The 18538-nt window shown below is 45.1% G+C and carries 17 protein-coding genes and 1 pseudogene; 7 read left to right on the forward strand and 11 right to left on the reverse strand.

All coding sequences use genetic code 11. The features are described from left to right. Positions 1-190: 190 nt before the first annotated feature. The 4 genes from ACUVJL_RS31840 to ACUVJL_RS31855 form a co-directional block, all read right to left on the reverse strand. Positions 191-874, reverse strand: coding sequence for a hypothetical protein (locus ACUVJL_RS31840; RefSeq protein WP_445249481.1), 684 nt, complete (start codon positions 872-874; stop codon positions 191-193). 317 nt (positions 875-1191) lie between these two features. Next, positions 1192-1959 carry a Uma2 family endonuclease gene (locus ACUVJL_RS31845; RefSeq protein WP_445249482.1) on the reverse strand — a complete coding sequence of 256 codons (768 nt, stop codon included), beginning with the start codon at positions 1957-1959 and terminating at the stop codon, positions 1192-1194. Positions 1960-2106: 147 nt separating this feature from the next. After that, complete coding sequence (asnS, locus tag ACUVJL_RS31850; RefSeq protein ID WP_445249483.1) at positions 2107-3498, reverse strand: asparagine--tRNA ligase; 1392 nt, start codon at positions 3496-3498, stop codon at positions 2107-2109. A gap of 109 nt (positions 3499-3607) precedes the next feature. Next, positions 3608-3982, reverse strand: a complete 375-nt coding sequence (locus tag ACUVJL_RS31855; RefSeq protein WP_445249484.1) for a DUF2203 domain-containing protein — start codon at positions 3980-3982, stop codon at positions 3608-3610. Between the two features lie 133 nt (positions 3983-4115). Between ACUVJL_RS31855 and ACUVJL_RS31860 the strand changes: the two genes are divergently transcribed. Then, positions 4116-4391, forward strand: a complete 276-nt coding sequence (locus tag ACUVJL_RS31860; RefSeq protein ID WP_445249485.1) for a DUF6439 family protein — start codon at positions 4116-4118, stop codon at positions 4389-4391. Between the two features lie 251 nt (positions 4392-4642). Here ACUVJL_RS31860 and ACUVJL_RS31865 read toward each other — a convergent pair whose 3' ends face one another. Both ACUVJL_RS31865 and ACUVJL_RS31870 read right to left on the reverse strand, forming a co-directional pair. After that, a complete protein-coding gene (locus ACUVJL_RS31865) occupies positions 4643-5131 on the reverse strand; it encodes an ATP-binding protein (protein ID WP_445249486.1) in 489 nt (162 codons plus the stop codon). A 357-nt stretch (positions 5132-5488) separates the two neighbouring features. After that, a complete protein-coding gene (locus ACUVJL_RS31870) occupies positions 5489-5656 on the reverse strand; it encodes a hypothetical protein (RefSeq protein WP_445249487.1) in 168 nt (55 codons plus the stop codon). A 173-nt stretch (positions 5657-5829) separates the two neighbouring features. Here ACUVJL_RS31870 and ACUVJL_RS31875 point away from each other — a divergent pair, with 173 nt between their 5' ends. From ACUVJL_RS31875 to ACUVJL_RS31890, 4 genes are all read left to right on the forward strand, one after another. Next, a complete protein-coding gene (locus ACUVJL_RS31875) occupies positions 5830-6723 on the forward strand; it encodes an alpha/beta fold hydrolase (protein ID WP_445249488.1) in 894 nt (297 codons plus the stop codon). A gap of 145 nt (positions 6724-6868) precedes the next feature. Further along, positions 6869-7855 (forward strand): aldo/keto reductase, encoded by a 987-nt coding sequence (locus ACUVJL_RS31880; RefSeq protein WP_445249489.1) that lies wholly within the window; start codon positions 6869-6871, stop codon positions 7853-7855. A 163-nt stretch (positions 7856-8018) separates the two neighbouring features. After that, the gene (locus ACUVJL_RS31885) at positions 8019-9422 is read left to right on the forward strand and encodes an AAA family ATPase (RefSeq protein WP_445249490.1); all 1404 of its coding nucleotides are present in this window, start codon (positions 8019-8021) and stop codon (positions 9420-9422) included. Between the two features lie 10 nt (positions 9423-9432). After that, on the forward strand, positions 9433-9963 hold the full coding sequence (locus ACUVJL_RS31890) for a hypothetical protein (protein ID WP_445249491.1): 531 nt from the start codon (positions 9433-9435) through the stop codon (positions 9961-9963). A 298-nt stretch (positions 9964-10261) separates the two neighbouring features. Here ACUVJL_RS31890 and ACUVJL_RS31895 read toward each other — a convergent pair whose 3' ends face one another. From ACUVJL_RS31895 to tnpA, 5 genes and pseudogenes are all read right to left on the reverse strand, one after another. Continuing rightward, the gene (locus tag ACUVJL_RS31895) at positions 10262-10402 is read right to left on the reverse strand and encodes a hypothetical protein (RefSeq protein ID WP_445173280.1); all 141 of its coding nucleotides are present in this window, start codon (positions 10400-10402) and stop codon (positions 10262-10264) included. A gap of 108 nt (positions 10403-10510) precedes the next feature. After that, positions 10511-12202, reverse strand: a complete 1692-nt coding sequence (locus tag ACUVJL_RS31900) for a transglutaminase domain-containing protein (protein WP_445249492.1) — start codon at positions 12200-12202, stop codon at positions 10511-10513. An 80-nt stretch (positions 12203-12282) separates the two neighbouring features. Further along, positions 12283-13773 carry an RNA-guided endonuclease InsQ/TnpB family protein gene (locus ACUVJL_RS31905; RefSeq protein WP_445249493.1) on the reverse strand — a complete coding sequence of 497 codons (1491 nt, stop codon included), beginning with the start codon at positions 13771-13773 and terminating at the stop codon, positions 12283-12285. A gap of 105 nt (positions 13774-13878) precedes the next feature. Beyond that, positions 13879-14178: a hypothetical protein gene (locus ACUVJL_RS31910; protein ID WP_445249494.1), complete on the reverse strand. Its 300-nt coding sequence runs from the start codon at positions 14176-14178 to the stop codon at positions 13879-13881. Further along, a pseudogene (gene tnpA, locus ACUVJL_RS31915) lies at positions 14171-14588 on the reverse strand (IS200/IS605 family transposase). Before tnpA ends, ACUVJL_RS31910 begins: the two are co-directional and overlap by 8 nt. 348 nt (positions 14589-14936) lie before the next feature. Between tnpA and ACUVJL_RS31920 the strand changes: the two are divergent. Further along, positions 14937-15806: a DUF928 domain-containing protein gene (locus ACUVJL_RS31920; protein ID WP_445249495.1), complete on the forward strand. Its 870-nt coding sequence runs from the start codon at positions 14937-14939 to the stop codon at positions 15804-15806. A gap of 328 nt (positions 15807-16134) precedes the next feature. Beyond that, positions 16135-18312 (forward strand): ShlB/FhaC/HecB family hemolysin secretion/activation protein, encoded by a 2178-nt coding sequence (locus ACUVJL_RS31925; protein WP_445249496.1) that lies wholly within the window; start codon positions 16135-16137, stop codon positions 18310-18312. The last annotated feature ends 226 nt before the right edge of the window (positions 18313-18538 follow it).

The raw sequence follows: 18538 nt of genomic DNA on the forward strand, positions 1-18538 counted from the left end.
GTCGATTCAATGTCTAGTAATTGGCTGGTTGTTGTTGAATTAATGTCTTTGTCCCCACACAAACTACCTAATTATCAACAAGGCTTGAGAGCTATGAGACTTATTCAATCAGCATTATAGGCAACTTGTCGCCCCGACAGACTCTGGCAGGTTGGCGCACTCATAATTTTCTACAATTTATTTTTATGCTTTATAAACGAGGTTTTTGGAATCGTCGGTAAACTCTTTCCAAAGTCCTACCTCTATAGTCATTATCTTCCTCACAAGGTGAAACATTACACTCTAAAGACATTGCTAATTCAACAGATTGTGCCAGTTTTTCTTGAGCAATATCTTTCTGATTGATGGAAATATAAATATCAGCGATCTGAATTAAAACTAAAGATTGGAATGCTTTATCTGTAATCATTTGTCTGATGTTCTCTGATTCTTCAAATAAACCAGACTCTGCCATTTCTACCGCAACTCTAACTTTAGTGTCCTCGTCTTTGGCTAATTTTGCATTGTCGAAAAGTTGTTGTTTTTGAGCTTCAGTAATTTTTTTAATTTCCCCATTAGTGTTAGCTGGTTGTGGCATTTTTTCAAGAGCAGCCAAAGCTTGATTTCTTAACTTTACAATAGTTAAAGATTCAGCAATATGACGTGCTTTTTGCATATTTCCAGATTGAGCATATTTCAGGGCAATTTCTGCTAATAATTCTTGCAAGCTATAGTCATTGTTCAAATCTAAACCAAAGTTTAATAAAGGACCATTAAATATACAAACATCAGGGCTTGTTATAAAGCATCTTTCCCCTGAAGCTTTGGCTAAAGCCGGAGTTAAAAGAATGGCGAAAAAATAAATTATGCCCATTAAATAGTGACTTTTTTTCATGGCAATCAGTATAGTAGAAAATATTATTCAATTTAATATAACATTTTTTACTCCAATACTGCGGATAGTTTTTTGAGTAGGGACGGAAACCCGCATTCTAGCGTTAATATTTCACCTCCTAACGAACCCGGAGAAAACCGAGGCTTTATCAAAAGTATGTGAAAGAGTTTCCCTTGTTTAAGGAACTGCTTTACAATCAACATGATGTTGACCTGCTGCCAATGTGGAACCGTCTCATCCAAGCATCTACTTGAGCTTTGGTGCAGTTTTTGTTTCTTCGACGCACCCTACGGCTAACTAACGAATATCCCGCGCTTTCACGTTAGCCGATCGGGATCGACACCCAACTCGCGCAACTTTGCCGCCAATACCTCCGCCCGCAGACGTTCCTGTTCTGCTCGGTGGCGTTCCTGTTCTGCCCGCAGCCGTTCCTGTTGGGCCTGTTCCGAACTCCACAGCAGCAAATTTCCTGCCTCATCCCACCAGCGCAGCCAATTCATAGTTTGCCCCAGCCGTTCCCCGGGCCAAATTCCCAGCCACAAATCTAACTCTGGAATCCGCACCCGTCCCTCAGCATCAGCAGCCTGCGTTTCATAACCACCATTTTGCAGATACCGCACTTCCAGCTTGGGCTCGTAGGGGTCGTAAGTAACATAGGTGGGCACTTGCAGAATCTGTTCGTAGAAGTAGAGCTTGCCGTAGGGAGGAGTCGATCGCGCCGAGAGTTCGGCGTAATCTTCGTTAGACAAAAACTCCATCACCACGGATACCGGCGCACCCTCCAAATTCGGCGTGTAACTGCGGCGAATGGTGCCCTCTGCGACTCGATGCACTTGCGGCACGTAAAACCAATCCGGTGCTTTGACTACAATCTGCTTATTTACAGTCGCTACCAGTCCAAAATTGGAACCGATTAGGGCGATCGGCCCAATAAGTCCAGCGGCTCCCAGAGCATCGGTGAGGGCGGCAGCAAGGGGTGGTTGTTGAATATTTTCCACGGGATCGTCCGGTAATACAAAGTCGGCGGGTAAGGCTTCCCAGGTGACAGTTGGTGCTTTGGAACTCGATGGGATTTGAAGAACCATTAGCTCATACCATTTGAGATTTTATATTTTAGATTACTCGTTACCAGGCTCCAGCCTGGTAACGCCGATCGGGAGGCTCTGCCTCCATTTTACCAAGCGAGGCAGAGCCTCTGGATATAGTTTCCCAGGCTGGAGCCTGGGAACCAGTTAAAAATCAATAGTCAAAGGCGCTCTCGGAAACGGAATCACATCCCGAATATTCCCCATTCCCGTCATAAACTGCACTAACCGCTCAAACCCCAAACCAAAGCCAGCGTGAGGCACAGTACCGTAGCGGCGCAAATCCAAATACCACCACAATTCCTCCTTATTCATACCCTGGGCTTCCATGCGCCGCTCCAACACATCCAGCCTTTCTTCCCGCTGCGAACCGCCGATAATTTCCCCAATATTAGGAGCCAAAACATCCATTGCTCGCACCGTTTTCTCGTCATCATTTAAACGCATATAAAATGCTTTAATCTCGACGGGATAATCGCTGACAATTGTCGGCTTTTTAAACAAGTCCTCAGCCAAATAACGCTCGTGTTCCGACTGCAAATCCAAGCCCCAACTTACCGGAAAATCAAACTTTTTGTCAGCTTTTTCCAAAAGTGCGATCGCCTCGGTATAAGTAATCCGCTCGAACTGATTATTAATGATATTTTCAGCAGTAGCCAAAACCGTTTTGTCAATGCGCTCATTGAAAAACTCCATATCTTCCGGGCAATGCTCCAAAACGTATTTAAAAATGTACTTTAAAAACGCCTCAGCCAAATCCATATCTCCCTGCAGATCGCAGAAAGCCATCTCCGGTTCAATCATCCAAAACTCAGCCAAATGTCGCGAAGTATTAGAATTTTCCGCTCGGAAAGTCGGGCCAAAAGTGTAAACATTTCCGAAAGCCAGCGCCATAACTTCCGCTTCCAACTGGCCGCTAACTGTTAAATAAGCGCGCTTTCCAAAAAAGTCTTTAGCATAATCAACCTCTTGCGAATCAGTGCGCGGCACATTCTTTAAATCAAAGTTGGTAACGGCGAACATTTCCCCCGCACCTTCGCAGTCGCTAGCAGCAATAATCGGAGTGTGAACCCACAAAAAACCGCGTTCTTGAAAAAATTGGTGTACCGCCGCCGAACAAGCATTGCGGACTCGAAAAACAGCACCGTGGGTGTTTGTGCGCGGTCGCAAATGCGCGATTGTCCGCAAAAATTCAAAGGAATGGCGCTTTTTTTGCAGCGGATAAGTTTGCGGGTCTGCATCGCCGTAAACTTGCACTTGTGAAGCTTTCAACTCAATTCGCTGTCCTTTTGCTGGAGAAGCTACCAGCACACCCGACACTTCTAGAGATGCACCTGTATTCAGTTGTTTCAGTACATTTTCAAAATCAGGCAAATCGGAATTTATGACTACTTGCAAGTTAGCCATCGCCGAACCATCGTTGACTTCCACAAAGGCAAATTCTTTCAATTCGCGCTTAGTGCGAACCCAGCCTTGAACAGTTACAGTTTCCTCGGGTTCACCGGCGCGCAGTATTGCTGCAATTCGTTGATTTGTCATATCCACTCCTATTTATTTAATATTTTGCACCATATTTCTCTCTTTTCTCTTCCTCAGCGCCCTCTGCGCCCTCTGCGGTAAATAAAAAAATCAAAAATCTCAACATCCTTCAACCTGCATAGGATTTCAAAATCCAACCGATCAAAATGCCAAGCCCCCCAAACCGAACTGCTTGCCAAAAAGGTTGTTTTATGCTTCCCCAAGAAAACAGGCTGCTTTCTAAATTCAACTCAATAGTTTCCAATTCTTGCTCAATTTCCCGCAATTCTTTTTTGAGTTGCGGCAAAGGATTTTGGCGCCTGGAGTGGCGGATTTCTTCGCGCCGGTGCCCGAGTTCGACTTGGCGCTGTCGATCGACCTGAATTTGAGTGTACCGTTCTTTGACTGCCGCGAGCGATCGCTCCACTGCTGCGAGGGCTTGAACAAACTCACTTTCATCATCTCCCGGTGTCTCTCGATTTAAATCTGACGGCTGTTGAGGCATTTTGATCTGCAAACGTGACAATAATTAAAAAAAACCGATTCCTTATTTAGTTGTTATTATGTCAAGTATATTATTTAGTTAAATTTAGAAACGGCAGCCAAATCGCTATAATTGCCACCTATGCTTGAAACTTATGCTTGAAACTACACAAATAACCCAAACTGTCAACCTCAACGAGCTTAGCACGGTAGAACTAGCCCAAGCTCTCGCCGCGCGCCTCGCCATCCCCGAAAAAGATTGGCACCGCCTTAAAGCCAACCGTTCCGCGCGGGCCGGAGAGCAAGCCGCGGCCGCTCTGGTCTTTTTGCTCAAAAAACAGCCTGCAGAAGCTCTCCCGCGCTTAAAACAAGCAGCAGGATGGCTGGATGGATCGATATCTGCTCCTCCCTGTCCCACCCACGGCAAATAATTTTTTTTGAGTTTTGAGTCTGGAGTTTTGACTTGATTAGTCGCTCACAACGCGCGACAATCGCGCCGCTAGATCAAGCAGCGCGATTGTGAGTTCAAAAGATTTACACTTTTTTAACTCAAAACTCACATTTTGGATTATGATCAGCTATCAATAGCCACATCATCCAAATTCTCACTCCGAGGTTCAGCCCGGAAACGAAAAAATTTCCAGGTCTAGGTGAGGTTAAAACTGCTGCTTTCATAGCGGTTCTAGCGCAAGTGAGGCTGCAGGTAGCCACTGGGAAGTTCTTTGCACAGCCGTAACTCTGTACCTTGAGAATTCCACTCTACCCGATCGAATATTTGGTAAAGAATAAACAACCCCCTACCACATTCCTGTTCCACATGGGGTAGTACAGAGTTATCTGAAACATCCTCTGCTAGGAGACTGTTGCAATCATCGGTATAAAGGTTGCAACCGCAAGGAGCATTAAAGCCAGAACCTTCATCCGATATCACCCACCAATATTGGTTTTGGACGATCGAAAAACGGACTCCAACAGTTTTACCGGGGTCTAATTTGTTTCCATGCTTAGCAGCATTTACCAAAGCTTCTTGAAGCCCCAACCGCAATTCCGCTTGCCAGTAATCTGGCACCTCTGCTAGGAGCAGATCCAAAATAGGACAAAGGTATAGAGTAGAAGCGAAGCTAATCGTAATCCAATTGCGTCCGACGGGACGGGCTGAAATAGCAATCACTCAGAAAACTCCCTAACTTTCAGGTGGATAAAGTTCACACCCTGCATAGTTGGCTCCCTAGTATTCAAAATGCTAATTAATTGAGCGGCGCAGCTCTACTTATATCTTAGAGTATCGAAGCAATTAAGAACAGCCAACAACGTCACAAAATATTCAGGGATTCTGAGAAACTTCTGCCCTGAACCCTCAGTAATTTTACTTATAACTTCTACCAGCAGCCAGATTTTTGATTTCGGCTTTTGCCAACTCGCAACGCTGAGATCCGCTGCCTCCCCCAAGCCCTCAACAACTCCCTCACAAACGATCCCCACCTTGAAAAGGTCGGAAATAACTATAAAAAAGTTGATCCCTTCACCCTCACCCATCAGGTTCGGCCCTCCCAGCCGCTGGGCAAGGGCCGATCGCCCCGAACTTGCTCATGCCGCTACACAGCAAAATTATCCTACTTAGGTATGTTGCAGCCAAAACCGGATAAATTTCCCAAATGCGATCGGGCAAAATATCTCGGATTGCTGCGATCCTCACAAAATCAATATTCGTTACAAAACTTATTTATTCTGAGTGCGGGCGATCGCCAGAACCCTACTCGCCCAAATTAACTAATCCTTTTCTCGCCCAAGCCCCGGCGCGTTTGCCAAATTTTATAAATCTGAGCGTCGCGATACAATAGTTAAAGTAAATAATTATTTCTTTACATTATGCAAGCAACCCCAGCCATGACCTCCGCCCCCATAGCCGGCACTTACTGGCAGTGGCGGGGGCATTCAGTGTACTACGTTCGATCCAGCGATCGGCATCCAGAACGCCCTCCCCTGCTGTTAATTCACGGTTTTGGAGCCTCGACAGACCACTGGCGCAAAAATATCAGCGGGCTGAGCAAAGACTTTGAAGTGTGGGCGATCGACCTGATCGGATTTGGGCGATCGGCAAAACCCGAATTGCAGTACAGCGGCGACCTCTGGCGCGACCAACTCCACGACTTTATCACCAACATCATCGGCCGGCCCGCCGTACTAGCCGGCAACTCCCTCGGAGGCTACGCCGCCTTGTGTGTAGCAGCCCAGCGCCCCGAATCAGCAGCCGGACTGATATTAATCAACAGCGCCGGCCCCTTCAGCGAACCGCAGCCGGCACCCGAAGCCCCGCCCTTGCAAAAAGCCATATCTGCGGTAGCTAAAACGTTATTTCAGCAAGATTGGGCAAGTTTTCTGCTGTTCCAGTACGTGCGCCAGCGATCGACAATTCGGAAAACCCTAGAAAAAGTTTATCTCGACCAAAGCGCCGTCACAGACCAATTAGTAGAAGAAATTTACCTTCCCTCCTGCGATCCCGGTGCCCCGAAAGTATTCGCCTCCGTATTCCGAACACCCCAAGGCGAAAAAATCGACGTATTGCTGAGTCAATTAAACTGCCGGTTGCTAATGCTGTGGGGAGAAGGCGATCCGTGGATGAATTCCACAGAAAGAAGCGCCAAATTTCGCAAACACTATCCTCAGTTGACAGAACACTTTATCAAAGCTGGTCACTGTCCCCACGACGAAGTACCAGAACAGATAAACGAACTGATTCGCGCATGGATAATTGACCAATAGTCGATCGGCAGAGAGATAAATTTTCCCCCAGCCCTCTCCTCCCCCGGATAGGGGGAAAATTATCCGATTTGGGGTAGAAATCTATGTATCGTGCGAACACCAAGGCGGTTAATTTCTACTCACATATTCTGAGGATACGGAAACCATGACCAGCAAAAAGACTCGCCGCAATTTTATATTGAGCAGTATAGCTGTTGCCAGCGGCATTGCAGGCGCTAAGGCGATCGAACAGCAGGATGGGGAAATCGCAGCCGCACCCAATAACAAGGCGGCCGCCACAGTAACAATGCCAGAACGACTATTAGGCAACACCGGGGTGAAAGTGCCGATTTTCGGTTTGGGGGGGGGCGGACAAACACCGCTGTCGCAGCCGGGAAGAGAAGCAGAAGCGGCGGTGCAAATTGAACGCGCGATCGAACTAGGCATTAGCTATTTTGACACGGCCGCCGAGTACGGGCCCAGCGAAGAAAACTTAGGCAAAGTTTTGCCACCATATCGATCGCGCCTATTCCTAGCCACAAAAACCTCCGCCAGAGACAGAGACGGTGCGTGGAGAGACTTAGAGCAATCGCTCAAAAGATTGAAAACCGATCGGCTAGACTTGTGGCAACTCCACCACGTCTCATTCCAAACAGAATTAGACCAAATTTTCAGTGCCAAAGGAGCAATAAAGGCGATCGAAGAAGCCAAAGAGCAAAAAATAATTCGTTTGACCGGCATCACCGGACACCACGAACCAGCTATCATTACTGCAGGCTTGGAGCGCTATCCTTTTGACACAACATTAATCTGCCTCAACGCCGCCGAAAAACATCACCCGCGCTCCTTTGTTACCAGCGCTTTACCAGTTGCCAAAGCCAAAAACATCGGCGTCATAGCCATGAAAATACCAGCTTACGGCAAATTATTTCAGAACGGTGTTTTAGATGGAATGCACCAAGCAATGGGCTACTCGCTTTCACTTCCCGGCGTGCACTGCTGCGTCATCGCCGCCGACTCAGTAAAGCAATTAGAAGAAAACTTCAAAGTCGCCCAAGCATTCCAACCCCTGAACCAAACAGAAATGGCAGCACTTGAAAAACGCACCGCCGCCGCTTGGCAAGAAAATACATTTTTCAGACAGTGGACTTAGATCTGATGTTGGGAAATGCGGCGCGATCGCGCCGCATTTCTCCTTTATGTTAATTTTGAGCATAAATGACAAATCCTGGTAGAATCAGTTAAGTAACTAAACATAAATAAAACTCACTGGCTCGTACCCTCGATCTGATAGTTTATTAACAGGAAAATCTTCAATGAAAGTAGAAATTAGAAACTTAGGTGTTATTGAAAAAGCTGAAATTGATTTGAAGCCTTTAACTGTTTTTATTGGTGGTAATGGTGAAGGCAAAACTTGGGCTGCATACACTTTGTCAGCTATCTTTGGGCAGCACGGATACCGACATTACTTGAAAGCTTATCTTGACGGTAACACCAAAGAAGGATATCCAACCTTAGATAGCGCACTTCAGCAACTTTTTGAGGAAGGGAATGCACAAATTGACGCTATTCAATTTGCTAATGAATATGCCGAAACTTATATTAATGATGTGGCTCGTTTAACTCCAAACAGGATGCGGTCGTTTATGGCTACGGATCGAGCCAATTTTAATGATTTGCACGTACATTTAAATTTAGCAGAAACAAAGGCAGAGTTTTTGGAAAGGATAAAAGCCGCTTCAGTACAGAGAAAAATTTCTTTAGGGTTACTAAATGCTCTTAAAGAAACAGGAGATGGAATACTATACTTCTATTCAGAAGGAGACATTTTGAAAAAGCTCCCTAGAAAAGCGATTAAGCAATTCGTAGTTCGGGAAATTTTCCAGATACTCCACAGAGCCTTTTATGATTATATATATACATTTCCGACTGAAAGAACGGCTTTTATAACTTTTCCATTTAGCCCTTTTCCACGTCGAGAAGTTAGAACTGAAGAACTTTTAACAGACACAGATCAATCTGAATTTGAACAAAGAGGGACGCCTTTAGTTGAACCAGTAAAGAATTTTTTGAACATGATTATACTTAGTTATCAAAAAGAACACAGACAACGCAGAGAAGAGGAAATCAATAAAAATCCCCAGCTAGGGGAATATGTGAAGTTGGCTGATTTTTTGGAAAAGGAGATTTTACGAGGAACCGTTGGTTTTGAGACAGCAGAATTGCGAGAAGAACTACTTTTTCAACCTGAAGAAAATACTAAGTTGGAGATGCCGATTGTTTCCTCAATGGTAAAAGAACTAGCTCCATTAGTTCTCTGTTTGCGCTATTTAGTAGAACGCAATGAGTTGCTGATAATTGACGAACCCGAAATGAACTTACACCCAGCAGCTCAAGTGGAAATTGCTGAATTCTTGGCGATGTTAGTTAATGCTGGGTTGCACGTCTTAATTACAACCCACAGTCCGTACATTGTTGACCATCTTGCTAATCTGATGCAAGCCGCTAAGCATGAAGATCCGGATAGCATTAAAGAAATGTTTTACTTAGAACGAACTGATGCCTTTATTCCTCAAGAAAAAGTTTCAGTCTATTTGTTTGAAGATGGAACAGCCAAAAACATTATCAGTGAAGAAGGTACAATAAATTGGGAAACTTTTGGTCGAGTGTCTGATGATCTTTCTCGCATTTATGCTAATTTACTAAAAATTCAAGATTGAGAGACAGTTAATGCCTTTTGAAAATTTGCTTTTATCCTCCTGTTTACTTCCAGGTCAAACCGCTTTTAAGGAAAGTAAAGCTTCCGTAGAAGTAAAACCCCTAGCGGGCGAAACAATACTTTTTTTTAACATAGATGACAAATCAAATCCTGGTTGTAAGCTGCGTCAATTTTTATGGGGAACAGAAAAAGGTCAAAAAATGTGCGACCTGATTGTGTTTTACGCTACAGACAGCAAGCGCGTTATCTGTTTTGTAGAATTAAAAGATAATATAAGTGATTTAGGTCATGCCACAGAGCAAGTAATTAATACATACAATACTTTCAAGCGACATCTGCACAAAAGTTATACGGCGAAAGCATTTATTTATGCGTGGACTGGTTCTTCACCCGACGAAAAGAAGGAATATCAGAAAAAGTTATTCAAGGAGTTTGGGGAAAATAATTTTGATTTTAATGACAGAAGTAATGATGCTTTAGGTAATTTGTTGCGGGGAAGCCAATCTAAACCAGGTGGAGGGAAGCGGAAAAATAAAAAGTAGAAAAAATCGGTCAATTAAGGCTATTCAATAAGATGTTTTTGAAGCGCCACACCTAGGTTAGACCTCTTGCAAAAATCCTTTTCATCAATTGATGGGACGGGCAAGATGCCCATCCCACAAAAGTTATTTTTTCTTGTGGTATGGGCATCTTGCCCGTCCTATTTATTTTTGCAAGAGGTCTGTTATCTCTTTCCTTGCACCTCTGCGGTGAAAATACGTCAAATCAAAAAAACAAGGCGACCTGGTTTGGTCGCCTTGTTTTTTATCATAAAAAATGCACTTTGTCAACAGCCAAGAGCTACTTTTTTTTCCGTTTAGCCTTATCTAACCGCCTGCGATCGCGCCACTCAACCGCAGTCAAATAAGCGACCCCGCCAGTCACCGTCAGCAGCAGTACAAAGGCAACTAAAACGAGAACATTAGCAATCGAAAATTCCACAACCCCTCTTCCTCTGCTTTTACATTTTCTACTTTCGATTTTAGATGAAAAATGTTAACAATTAACAGTTGAATATTGACGGCTAACTGTTAACTGTTAACACTCGATTCAAACTGCTGGCAACTCTTCCAAAATTGTAAACCTCACATGATTAATTGCCAGACTCCCCACGGAAACATCCTCCTTATTTAAAGGAAGACCCCCGCTGGTGAGACTATGAAACCGAATTCCCTTGCCAATTTCTACGTGATACCAAGCCAAACCCATAAAAAATCGCAAAGGATAAGGGCCTCTGTCTTGAATATCATCAGGATTAGATTCCATAGGCACCCAGCCAAAACCCGGAATGTAAAATTCCAGCCAAACGTGATTGAAATCCGGCTCCAGCGCCACACCTTTTCTGTCAGCAAAAGCCGGGCACTTGTAGCGGCCTATCGTGCGGCAAGCAATCCCGTTTAACCTAGCCAAAGCCAACAACAACCCCACGTACTCGCCGCAGGAACCGATGCCGCGGCGTAATACAATATCGGGAGTGTCAATGTGAGGCCTAATCCCGTAAGAAAGTTGGTCGTAAACAAAATTGCGAATGCTCAGTAACTGCCTCAGAATATTAGTTTCCGAGCCAATGGCAGCCACAGCAGCCGATCGCACAATCTCCGTATCCATCGCCAAATTGTCATTATCCACCAAATACTTAGCTGCAAACTCCGGCGACAGCTTCGGAATCTTTTCGACATCCCGAGGCGACAACTGATACTTAATCGAGCGAACTTCTAACAAAGCCTTCCAGCCAAAAATTCGGCGTTCCCCAGGGTGCAGCCGATCGAACTTAAACACCGCCACCCGTTCCCCTTCCTGAATTTCCTCAGTAAAAGGCATTCCGATCGGCGTAATTTTCCTGACCTTTTGCCGGTGAGTTTCCGAAGGCAAAGCAATCCGCCACTCCAAATTTTCGATTTCTACCTCATCGAGAGGAGACAGTTCCTCCACATAAGACATTTCCATCAAAAAACCGTTTGACAGAGCGTAGCGATCGGCTTCATTGTAGTGAAAATACAAAGGGTGAATAAAAGTGCGATCGCGCTTCGTCAACTGAAAAGGATCTTCCGAATTCGGGTCATCCCGGATGTAAAGTTCATCCCCGGCATAAGCCACGTACAGAACCTCTTCCCCGGTTGCGGAATCCTTGTGAAAAGCCAAACCCGAAGGCGACTCAAAGGGAGTCAAAACGCTAAATTTAATCTCCCCAGTTGCCCGTTCCAAACAGTAAACAGTTTGCTCAGTCTTGTCGCAAACCCAAAGTTCCTCATCCCGGACAGTGATATTTTCTACCCCAATACCGGGAGCGTAAAACCGAGTAATTTCCCGACCAGTTTTCAGGTCAAAAACCAGAATCGAGGCTAATCTCTGGCACGTCACATAAAGCGTAGATTTCCACACAGCAATCCCGTCAGCAGGATAAGAAAGTGAAACAAAATGTTCCGGCTTGAGTTCAGTTATCGCCCCGTCCCGAATTGCGCCCCGACAGCAACAAATATCCTCATCCCGCGCAAACCAGAGAGTATCTTCCGAAATAGCCAGCCCAGTTGCGCCCGCAAACTTAGCCGTTTGATAAGGATTCAAAACAGTAGTGTTGTCAGTTTCTGGATCGATCTCCAATAGCAGCCCTTCGGCGCGATCGACAGCGAACAACTTATTTCCTAAAAAAGCAATGCCGTGCAGTGTCAAGACTCCGATCGGTCTTACCATCCGCAGCCCCGAAGGCTGTTTGTCCGAGAGAACAGGTGAATCGAGATTCATGCTAAATTTCTTGCCGGTATTGTACAGAAAATCTAATTTTTGAAACTCTCAGGTCTCAAGACGCTGAGATTCTTAAGAAATTACTTTCTCAACATCCCAGAGAGACAATTGAATGCCATCTGGGTTCTCGCCCACACGCCACGAGATCCTTTTTGGGGCAGCGTATTATCTGGCAAGCGTTCGCACAACTCAATCTCACAAAGATTCAATTGTACTGGTTTCGAGCAGTCCACCCGTACCATTTTTGCTCTAATTTTCTTGACAATAGTTAGCCCGTAAGCCTCTATTGCTTTACTTTTCACGTTTCTTGCAGCTTGCAGATTTGCATCATCAATGTGTCCGCAATTAGTACAAATAAACTTTTCCCCATTGCGGCTATCTTGATCAACGTCACTACATTTGCTACAAGTTTGGCTGGTATATTGTGGATTAACTTTATCACGTCTTTTTCCTGACTTTGCCGCCAGATACTCAAGTTTTTTGGTTAAATAATACCAACTAGGGTCGGAGATAGAACGGTTCAACCCGCGTTTAACTGATTGATTATTTGGCAAAAATATACCATTCTTCGACTTAATAGGCTTGCACCGTTTCATCATATTCTTGAGGGGCAAGTCTTCGGCTGCGACAGCATCAGACTTTTCAATAATCTTATTAGCCACCCACCACTGGTAAGCCTCGCTTTTTTGTTGAATTTTATTATTATTGTGCAAAGCCGTCACTTTTAGTTGAGGTTTACTGCGATTTTTACTTTCTTTTTGTGGGTGGCTAACTCTTTGCTGCCTAACTCGCATTAAACGTTTAGTCTTTTTGTTAGTAGCAAATCGCGGGTGATCAATCACACTACCATAAGATAGGTACACCAGTTTAGTCAACCCCATGTCACATCCAGTGATGGTTTTGATCTCACTGTCTGGAATTATGGGAAAATCTGGCACTGTTTTGTTTTCAATTCTTACTGAAACGTACCAACCATCGGCTTTCTGCTTAACTGTCACCGTCCTAATATCAAACCCATCTGGGATAGAACGCGAGTTATAGAAACGCATCCAGCCAATTTTAGGTAGGTAGATTTTGCTACCCTTAATTTTAACATAACCCGGTTTGTAGCTAAATGATTTGAAATCGTGGCGGCCCTTGAATTTAGGGAATCCCCCCTTAAAGAACTTATTAAATGACTCGTTAACCCTGGCTGGTATTGACTGCAAAATAGCAGCATCAATATTTCGATTCCCAGGGCGACTAGCCTTTAAATTTATTAGGTTTGTCTCATGTATTAATGACGCATACCGTTGGGGTAATTTGTCTTTTTTACCTGCCTTTTTACCTTTGCCTTCCCCTGTTTTCCAGGGGTTGTCGAGTTTAGTACCTCGGACTAGGCGACCCGTTAACCGCGTAATTCCCACCCGTGTTTTTAAATCACAATAATCTACCTGAATAAACTCCTGATGCCCACCTTTGATTCTATCACGCCACCAATTATAGGTAGCCCTAAGCCTATCTAACCAGCCCGATAATTTATCTAATTGTTGATTCCTATGTCTGAATTTGTACTGGTAACTTAAAAGCATTTTTATATCACCTCCTGTATTTATCTTATAGCATGAAGTAGAGCCAATGCTTGAGAATGAATAAAAAAAGATTCAAGGCGGTTAAAACCGCTCGTGTCGCTTACATCAAGCCCCGGCTAAAGCCTTGCTGGCTTGGAGCCTACCCTGTTTCAATGACTCTGCAACGCTAGTTAGCGTTTGTTGGGCAACCTGAGAGTAAAGTGCATTGAAATGGGGATTGTCTTTCATTAATAAACGATGTAAATCAAATCTGCTCTTAATTTTACCCTTCTTAAAATACAACTGACGAGAATAGTAGCTCCCACAATTAGCACGCTTATTTGATTTTTCACAGACAACTTCTAAAATGACTTTTCGAGCTTGATCTGGGTTGATTAGTATTTGCTTGCAGCCGTAACTAAACATTTTTTTGATTCTCGATATACTGTTTAATCACGCTCGATAGGCGCACCACCTACAGTTGCAACAAAATAACTGTTAGTCCAAAGTGTAGGCAACCGACTTTTTAACCAAGGGAATTCCTGACGGAGATATCGAGAGGAGCGCCCCTTCATGTACCGAACAAGCTTGCCAATTCCAAATTGACGATCGCACTCGACCAAAACCTGAACACGATCTGGCATTACCTCGACTTCAATCAACTCGCTATTAAGCTCGATAGCAACAAGGGCTAGGATTTCCTTCAGACGAAAATCAACGCCTTCGAGCAAAACTTTACGACGATACTTTGGACACCACACAATGTGATATTTACAACCGTAAGTTATGTTGTTGTTGTGCTTGTATTTAGGCTTCCTACTAGAGTTATACAGCATTGAACCAGATAATGTACAAGCGGTAGATAAAGCTTGGTTCAACTCTACAGGGGGTTGAAACCGCTGCCGACTTCCATGTCTCAAGCCCGGGGCTTGCGTCTGGCTTTTCGGTCAAAGTTGGCTTTAACAAGCTCAACCCAACCTGCTGGCGTGAATGCAAGTAAGTATAACTACTAAGCTACCACTGAAAAACGCTACAGAGAATTCCAGGTCGATCAGAGCGACAAAACTAATCGTATCTGCCTGAAGATATAAATTAAGTACAATAGATTACTAGATCCGTCAAAACCTTGGGTAGAATAAAACCGTGCGATAAAGTCCCTCGGTTCATCAGAAGGCAGGTTCGTCATGGCTTGGAAGTATGCTCTAAATATCGGTGCCATTTCCTTAATTCTGTCTTTAGAGGCAGTTGCCGTTGGTAGTTTCTTAAGACCTGCAGAGGCTCTCAACAGCCCCGCCAACAGCGTCCACCGCCGCTCACAACCGCAGCTACCCCTCAACTGGCAAACAGTTCTACCCGCCCAACCAAGCGGAAGCAGACCAAACAGCCAGCAATTGGGAGTCTTGTGGAATAGCTTTCAACCGCCGCAGCAGGGAGTACCCGGAAGGCGGGAAGGGGGAGGAACCCGTGGCTTAGAATGCTCCAGTGCCCCAACTGCCTTAACTGCCTTGATTCCCCAATCAACTATGGGGCAAACCATATCAGCAAAGCCGACATTTTTCTACTACCTTCCCGTAGCCGTTGACAAAACAGTTCAGTTTGAGTTAGCAGACGAAACGGACAAAACACTATACAAAAAAAGTTTTCGCATGGTAACTAGCCGTGCAGGTGTCGTTAGCGTCAGCCTCGACTCCGACGACAACTCGCCAGCCCTGGAAGTTGGCAAAAACTATCAATGGTACTTTACTATCAAATGCAACGCCAAAAACTATACAACAGATGAAGTTCTCGTTTCCGGGTGGATCAACCGCACCGCACTCGCCCCAAACGTGAAAACAGAGTTGGATCGATCGCCCGATCACGCCAAGCTCAGCATTTTCGCCCAACAAGGTCTCTGGTACGACTACCTGGCAACTCTAGCTCAATTACGCATCCAGTCTCCCAGCGATGCCAGTTTAGCGATCAAGTGGTCAGCAGTATTGAACTCAGTCCAACTCGGCAAAATCGCTCAAGAACCATTAGTCCCAAGTGAGTTAACACCTCTAAGAAAAAAATAATTCGACGCCCGTTTCCAAAAAGAATGCAACGGTAGGCAAGCCCCAAACCCTGATTGCCATAAGTTATTGCCAAATCTAAAATCTAAAATCTAAAATCTAAAATCTAAAATCTAAAATCTAAAATGGTATGACTTGTGTAGCAACTAGGAAAAACTCGGTTTAGAGGGGGGTTTTGGGCAGGGCCACAGATGATTTTTGGCTGTTGGGGGTTTTTTGGTCGATCGTCCTAAATAAATTAAAATTATTGTGCTAATGAGCTGTTCGGGCTCCTGGCATCTTGAAAGCCGGACTGTGGAAATTTTGTTGGTCAAATTTCGCATAATACTAAATGATAAACTGGCAGAGTCAAGCAGGCGACCAACTTATTTTAGAGAAATTATTAATTATGCGCCCGAGTGCAAATATTGCAATATTTCGGTTGGGGATTTCACTTCTAACTGCGCTCCCGATGACTTGCTGTTATGCCCATAAAGCTATATCCCAAACGGACGATATTTCTCAGTTGCCCGTCGCCGCTGACAACTCAGCAGATACGGGCAACGGAGTATTAGCACTGCAAAAACTGGAAATCAAGCAGGATGTAACTGCAACAAACTTAAATCAAATCCCCGATTTTCCAGAAAGCAACGCGATCGGGAACCAGCCCGATACCTGTTCCACAATTGATCAAACGGATTGTGGTAGGGGTTTGGAACCCGCAGCAAAAAATCGGGTTGACAAAAGCGCTGAGGCGTGTTCCACAATTAATCAAACGGATTGCGGTGAGGGGCAAGAACCCCCAGCAAAAAATCTGGTTGATAACGATCCCAAATGTCACAACCAGCTAAATTGCAATCATGTTTTAGCCCAGAACCAACCCTCGGCGCCTCCCAACCTGCCTCCGCCGCCGACTCAGCCAGATCCAAATCGCGATCGATTTCTGCAACCCCTCCCGCAGCCTTCCCCAGAACCTCCCCAAGTACCGCCAACAGTAACGCCCCAACCCCCCTCGCCAGTTCCCCCAACACTGCCGAATGCAGCAATTGAGGTGCAGAAAATTCAAGTAGTTGGCAGCACAATTTTAAGCCAAGACGAAATTAATGCCTTAGTCAAGCCGTTAGAGGGCAGTTCTGCCACCCTAGAACAACTCAAACAAATCGCCGACAAAATTACCGAAATTTACCTCAATCGAGGCTACATAACTTCGAGAGCAGTCTTGCCGCCCCAAACTATCACCGCAGGGGTAGTCCAAATTCAAGTGATCGAAGGCAAGCTGACCCGAATTGAGGTAGAAGGAACTAAAAGATTGCATCCAAGTTACATCCGCAGCCGAATTCGACTCGGGGCACGAAGGCCTTTAAGCACAGCTTCATTAGAAGACCAACTCCGGCTGCTGCGAGTCGATCCTTTATTTAGCAATGTAGAAGCCAGCCTGCGGGCTGGGGATAATGAAGGCGAGAGCATTCTGATCGTCCGAGTCTCGGAAGCTAATCCGTTTCAACCTAGTTTCAGCATTGACAATTACTCGCCTCCCAGCGTCGGTTCCGAAAGAGTGGGAGTTAGTTTGCGGCACCGCAATATAACAGGAAATGGCGACGAACTAGGGGCGGCTTATTACCGCTCGATCGGTGATTCCGACGTGTTCGATTTTAGCTATCGCCTGCCGCTAAATGCGATGAACGGCACTTTGCAATTGAGGGCGGCGCCGAATCGCAACAGTATCGTACAAGCACCTTTTAACACTTTGGACATTTCGGGAAAATCGCATTTATTTGAAGTTAGTTACCGCCAGCCGCTGCGGAGAACGCCGATCGAAGAATTTGCCTTGTCTACCGGTTTTACTTATCAGACAGGCAGAACTTTTGTCGCTGGCGTACCGGTGCCTTTTGGTGAAGGCCCGGAGCCCAATGGTGTCACCACTACGAGCGCAATTAAGCTGGGACAGGACTACATTCGGCGCGACCCGCAGGGTGCTTGGGCCGTGCGATCGCAATTTACGATCGGCACTAGCTTGTTTGATGCTACTCAAAACGAAGGTTCTGTGCCCGACGGACAATTTTTTAGCTGGCTGGGTCAAGTGCAGCGAGTACAGCGATTGAATGACAAACATTTATTAATTTTGCAGTCCGACTTGCAGTTGTCAGCTAATAGTTTGTTGCCTTCACAGCAATTTGTAATTGGTGGCGGGCAATCTTTGCGCGGCTACCGCCAAAATGCCCGTTCAGGTGATAACGGCTTCAGAGTTTCGCTCGAGGATCGGATTACTTTGCAGCGCGATGGTTCGGGAAATCCCAAACTTCAATTGGCTCCCTTTTTGGAGGCGGGTAGGGTATGGAATGCTCCCAACAATCCTAATAAATTACCCAATCAGAGATTTTTAGCAGGTGTGGGTTTAGGGGTGATCTGGGAACCGATACCGCGGCTGAACCTGCGCGTAGATTACGCTTTTCCTTTGGTGAGAATTAGCGATCGGGGCGACAATCTGCAAGATAAGGGCATTTACTTCAACATCATTTATACGCCGTGACATACTCCTACGCCAACACAAGCTGTCACCATTGGCGTAGGCGTCTTTGCAGCCCGATGAAGGGTATACAAAATTTCCTTCGCGGTACTAAGCTGTTCAGCATCTAAAACGCATATTGTATGGTATAATATGATAATTTTCCGAGAAAGTCAATGCCTACTAAAAACTTCCTCAGTTCTGAAACAAAGGAAACTCTGCAACAAGCATTAAAAGACCATGAGCATCC

Source organism: Microcoleus sp. OTE_8_concoct_300 (genome assembly GCF_031383065.1).
Lineage (GTDB): Bacteria > Cyanobacteriota > Cyanobacteriia > Cyanobacteriales > Microcoleaceae > Microcoleus.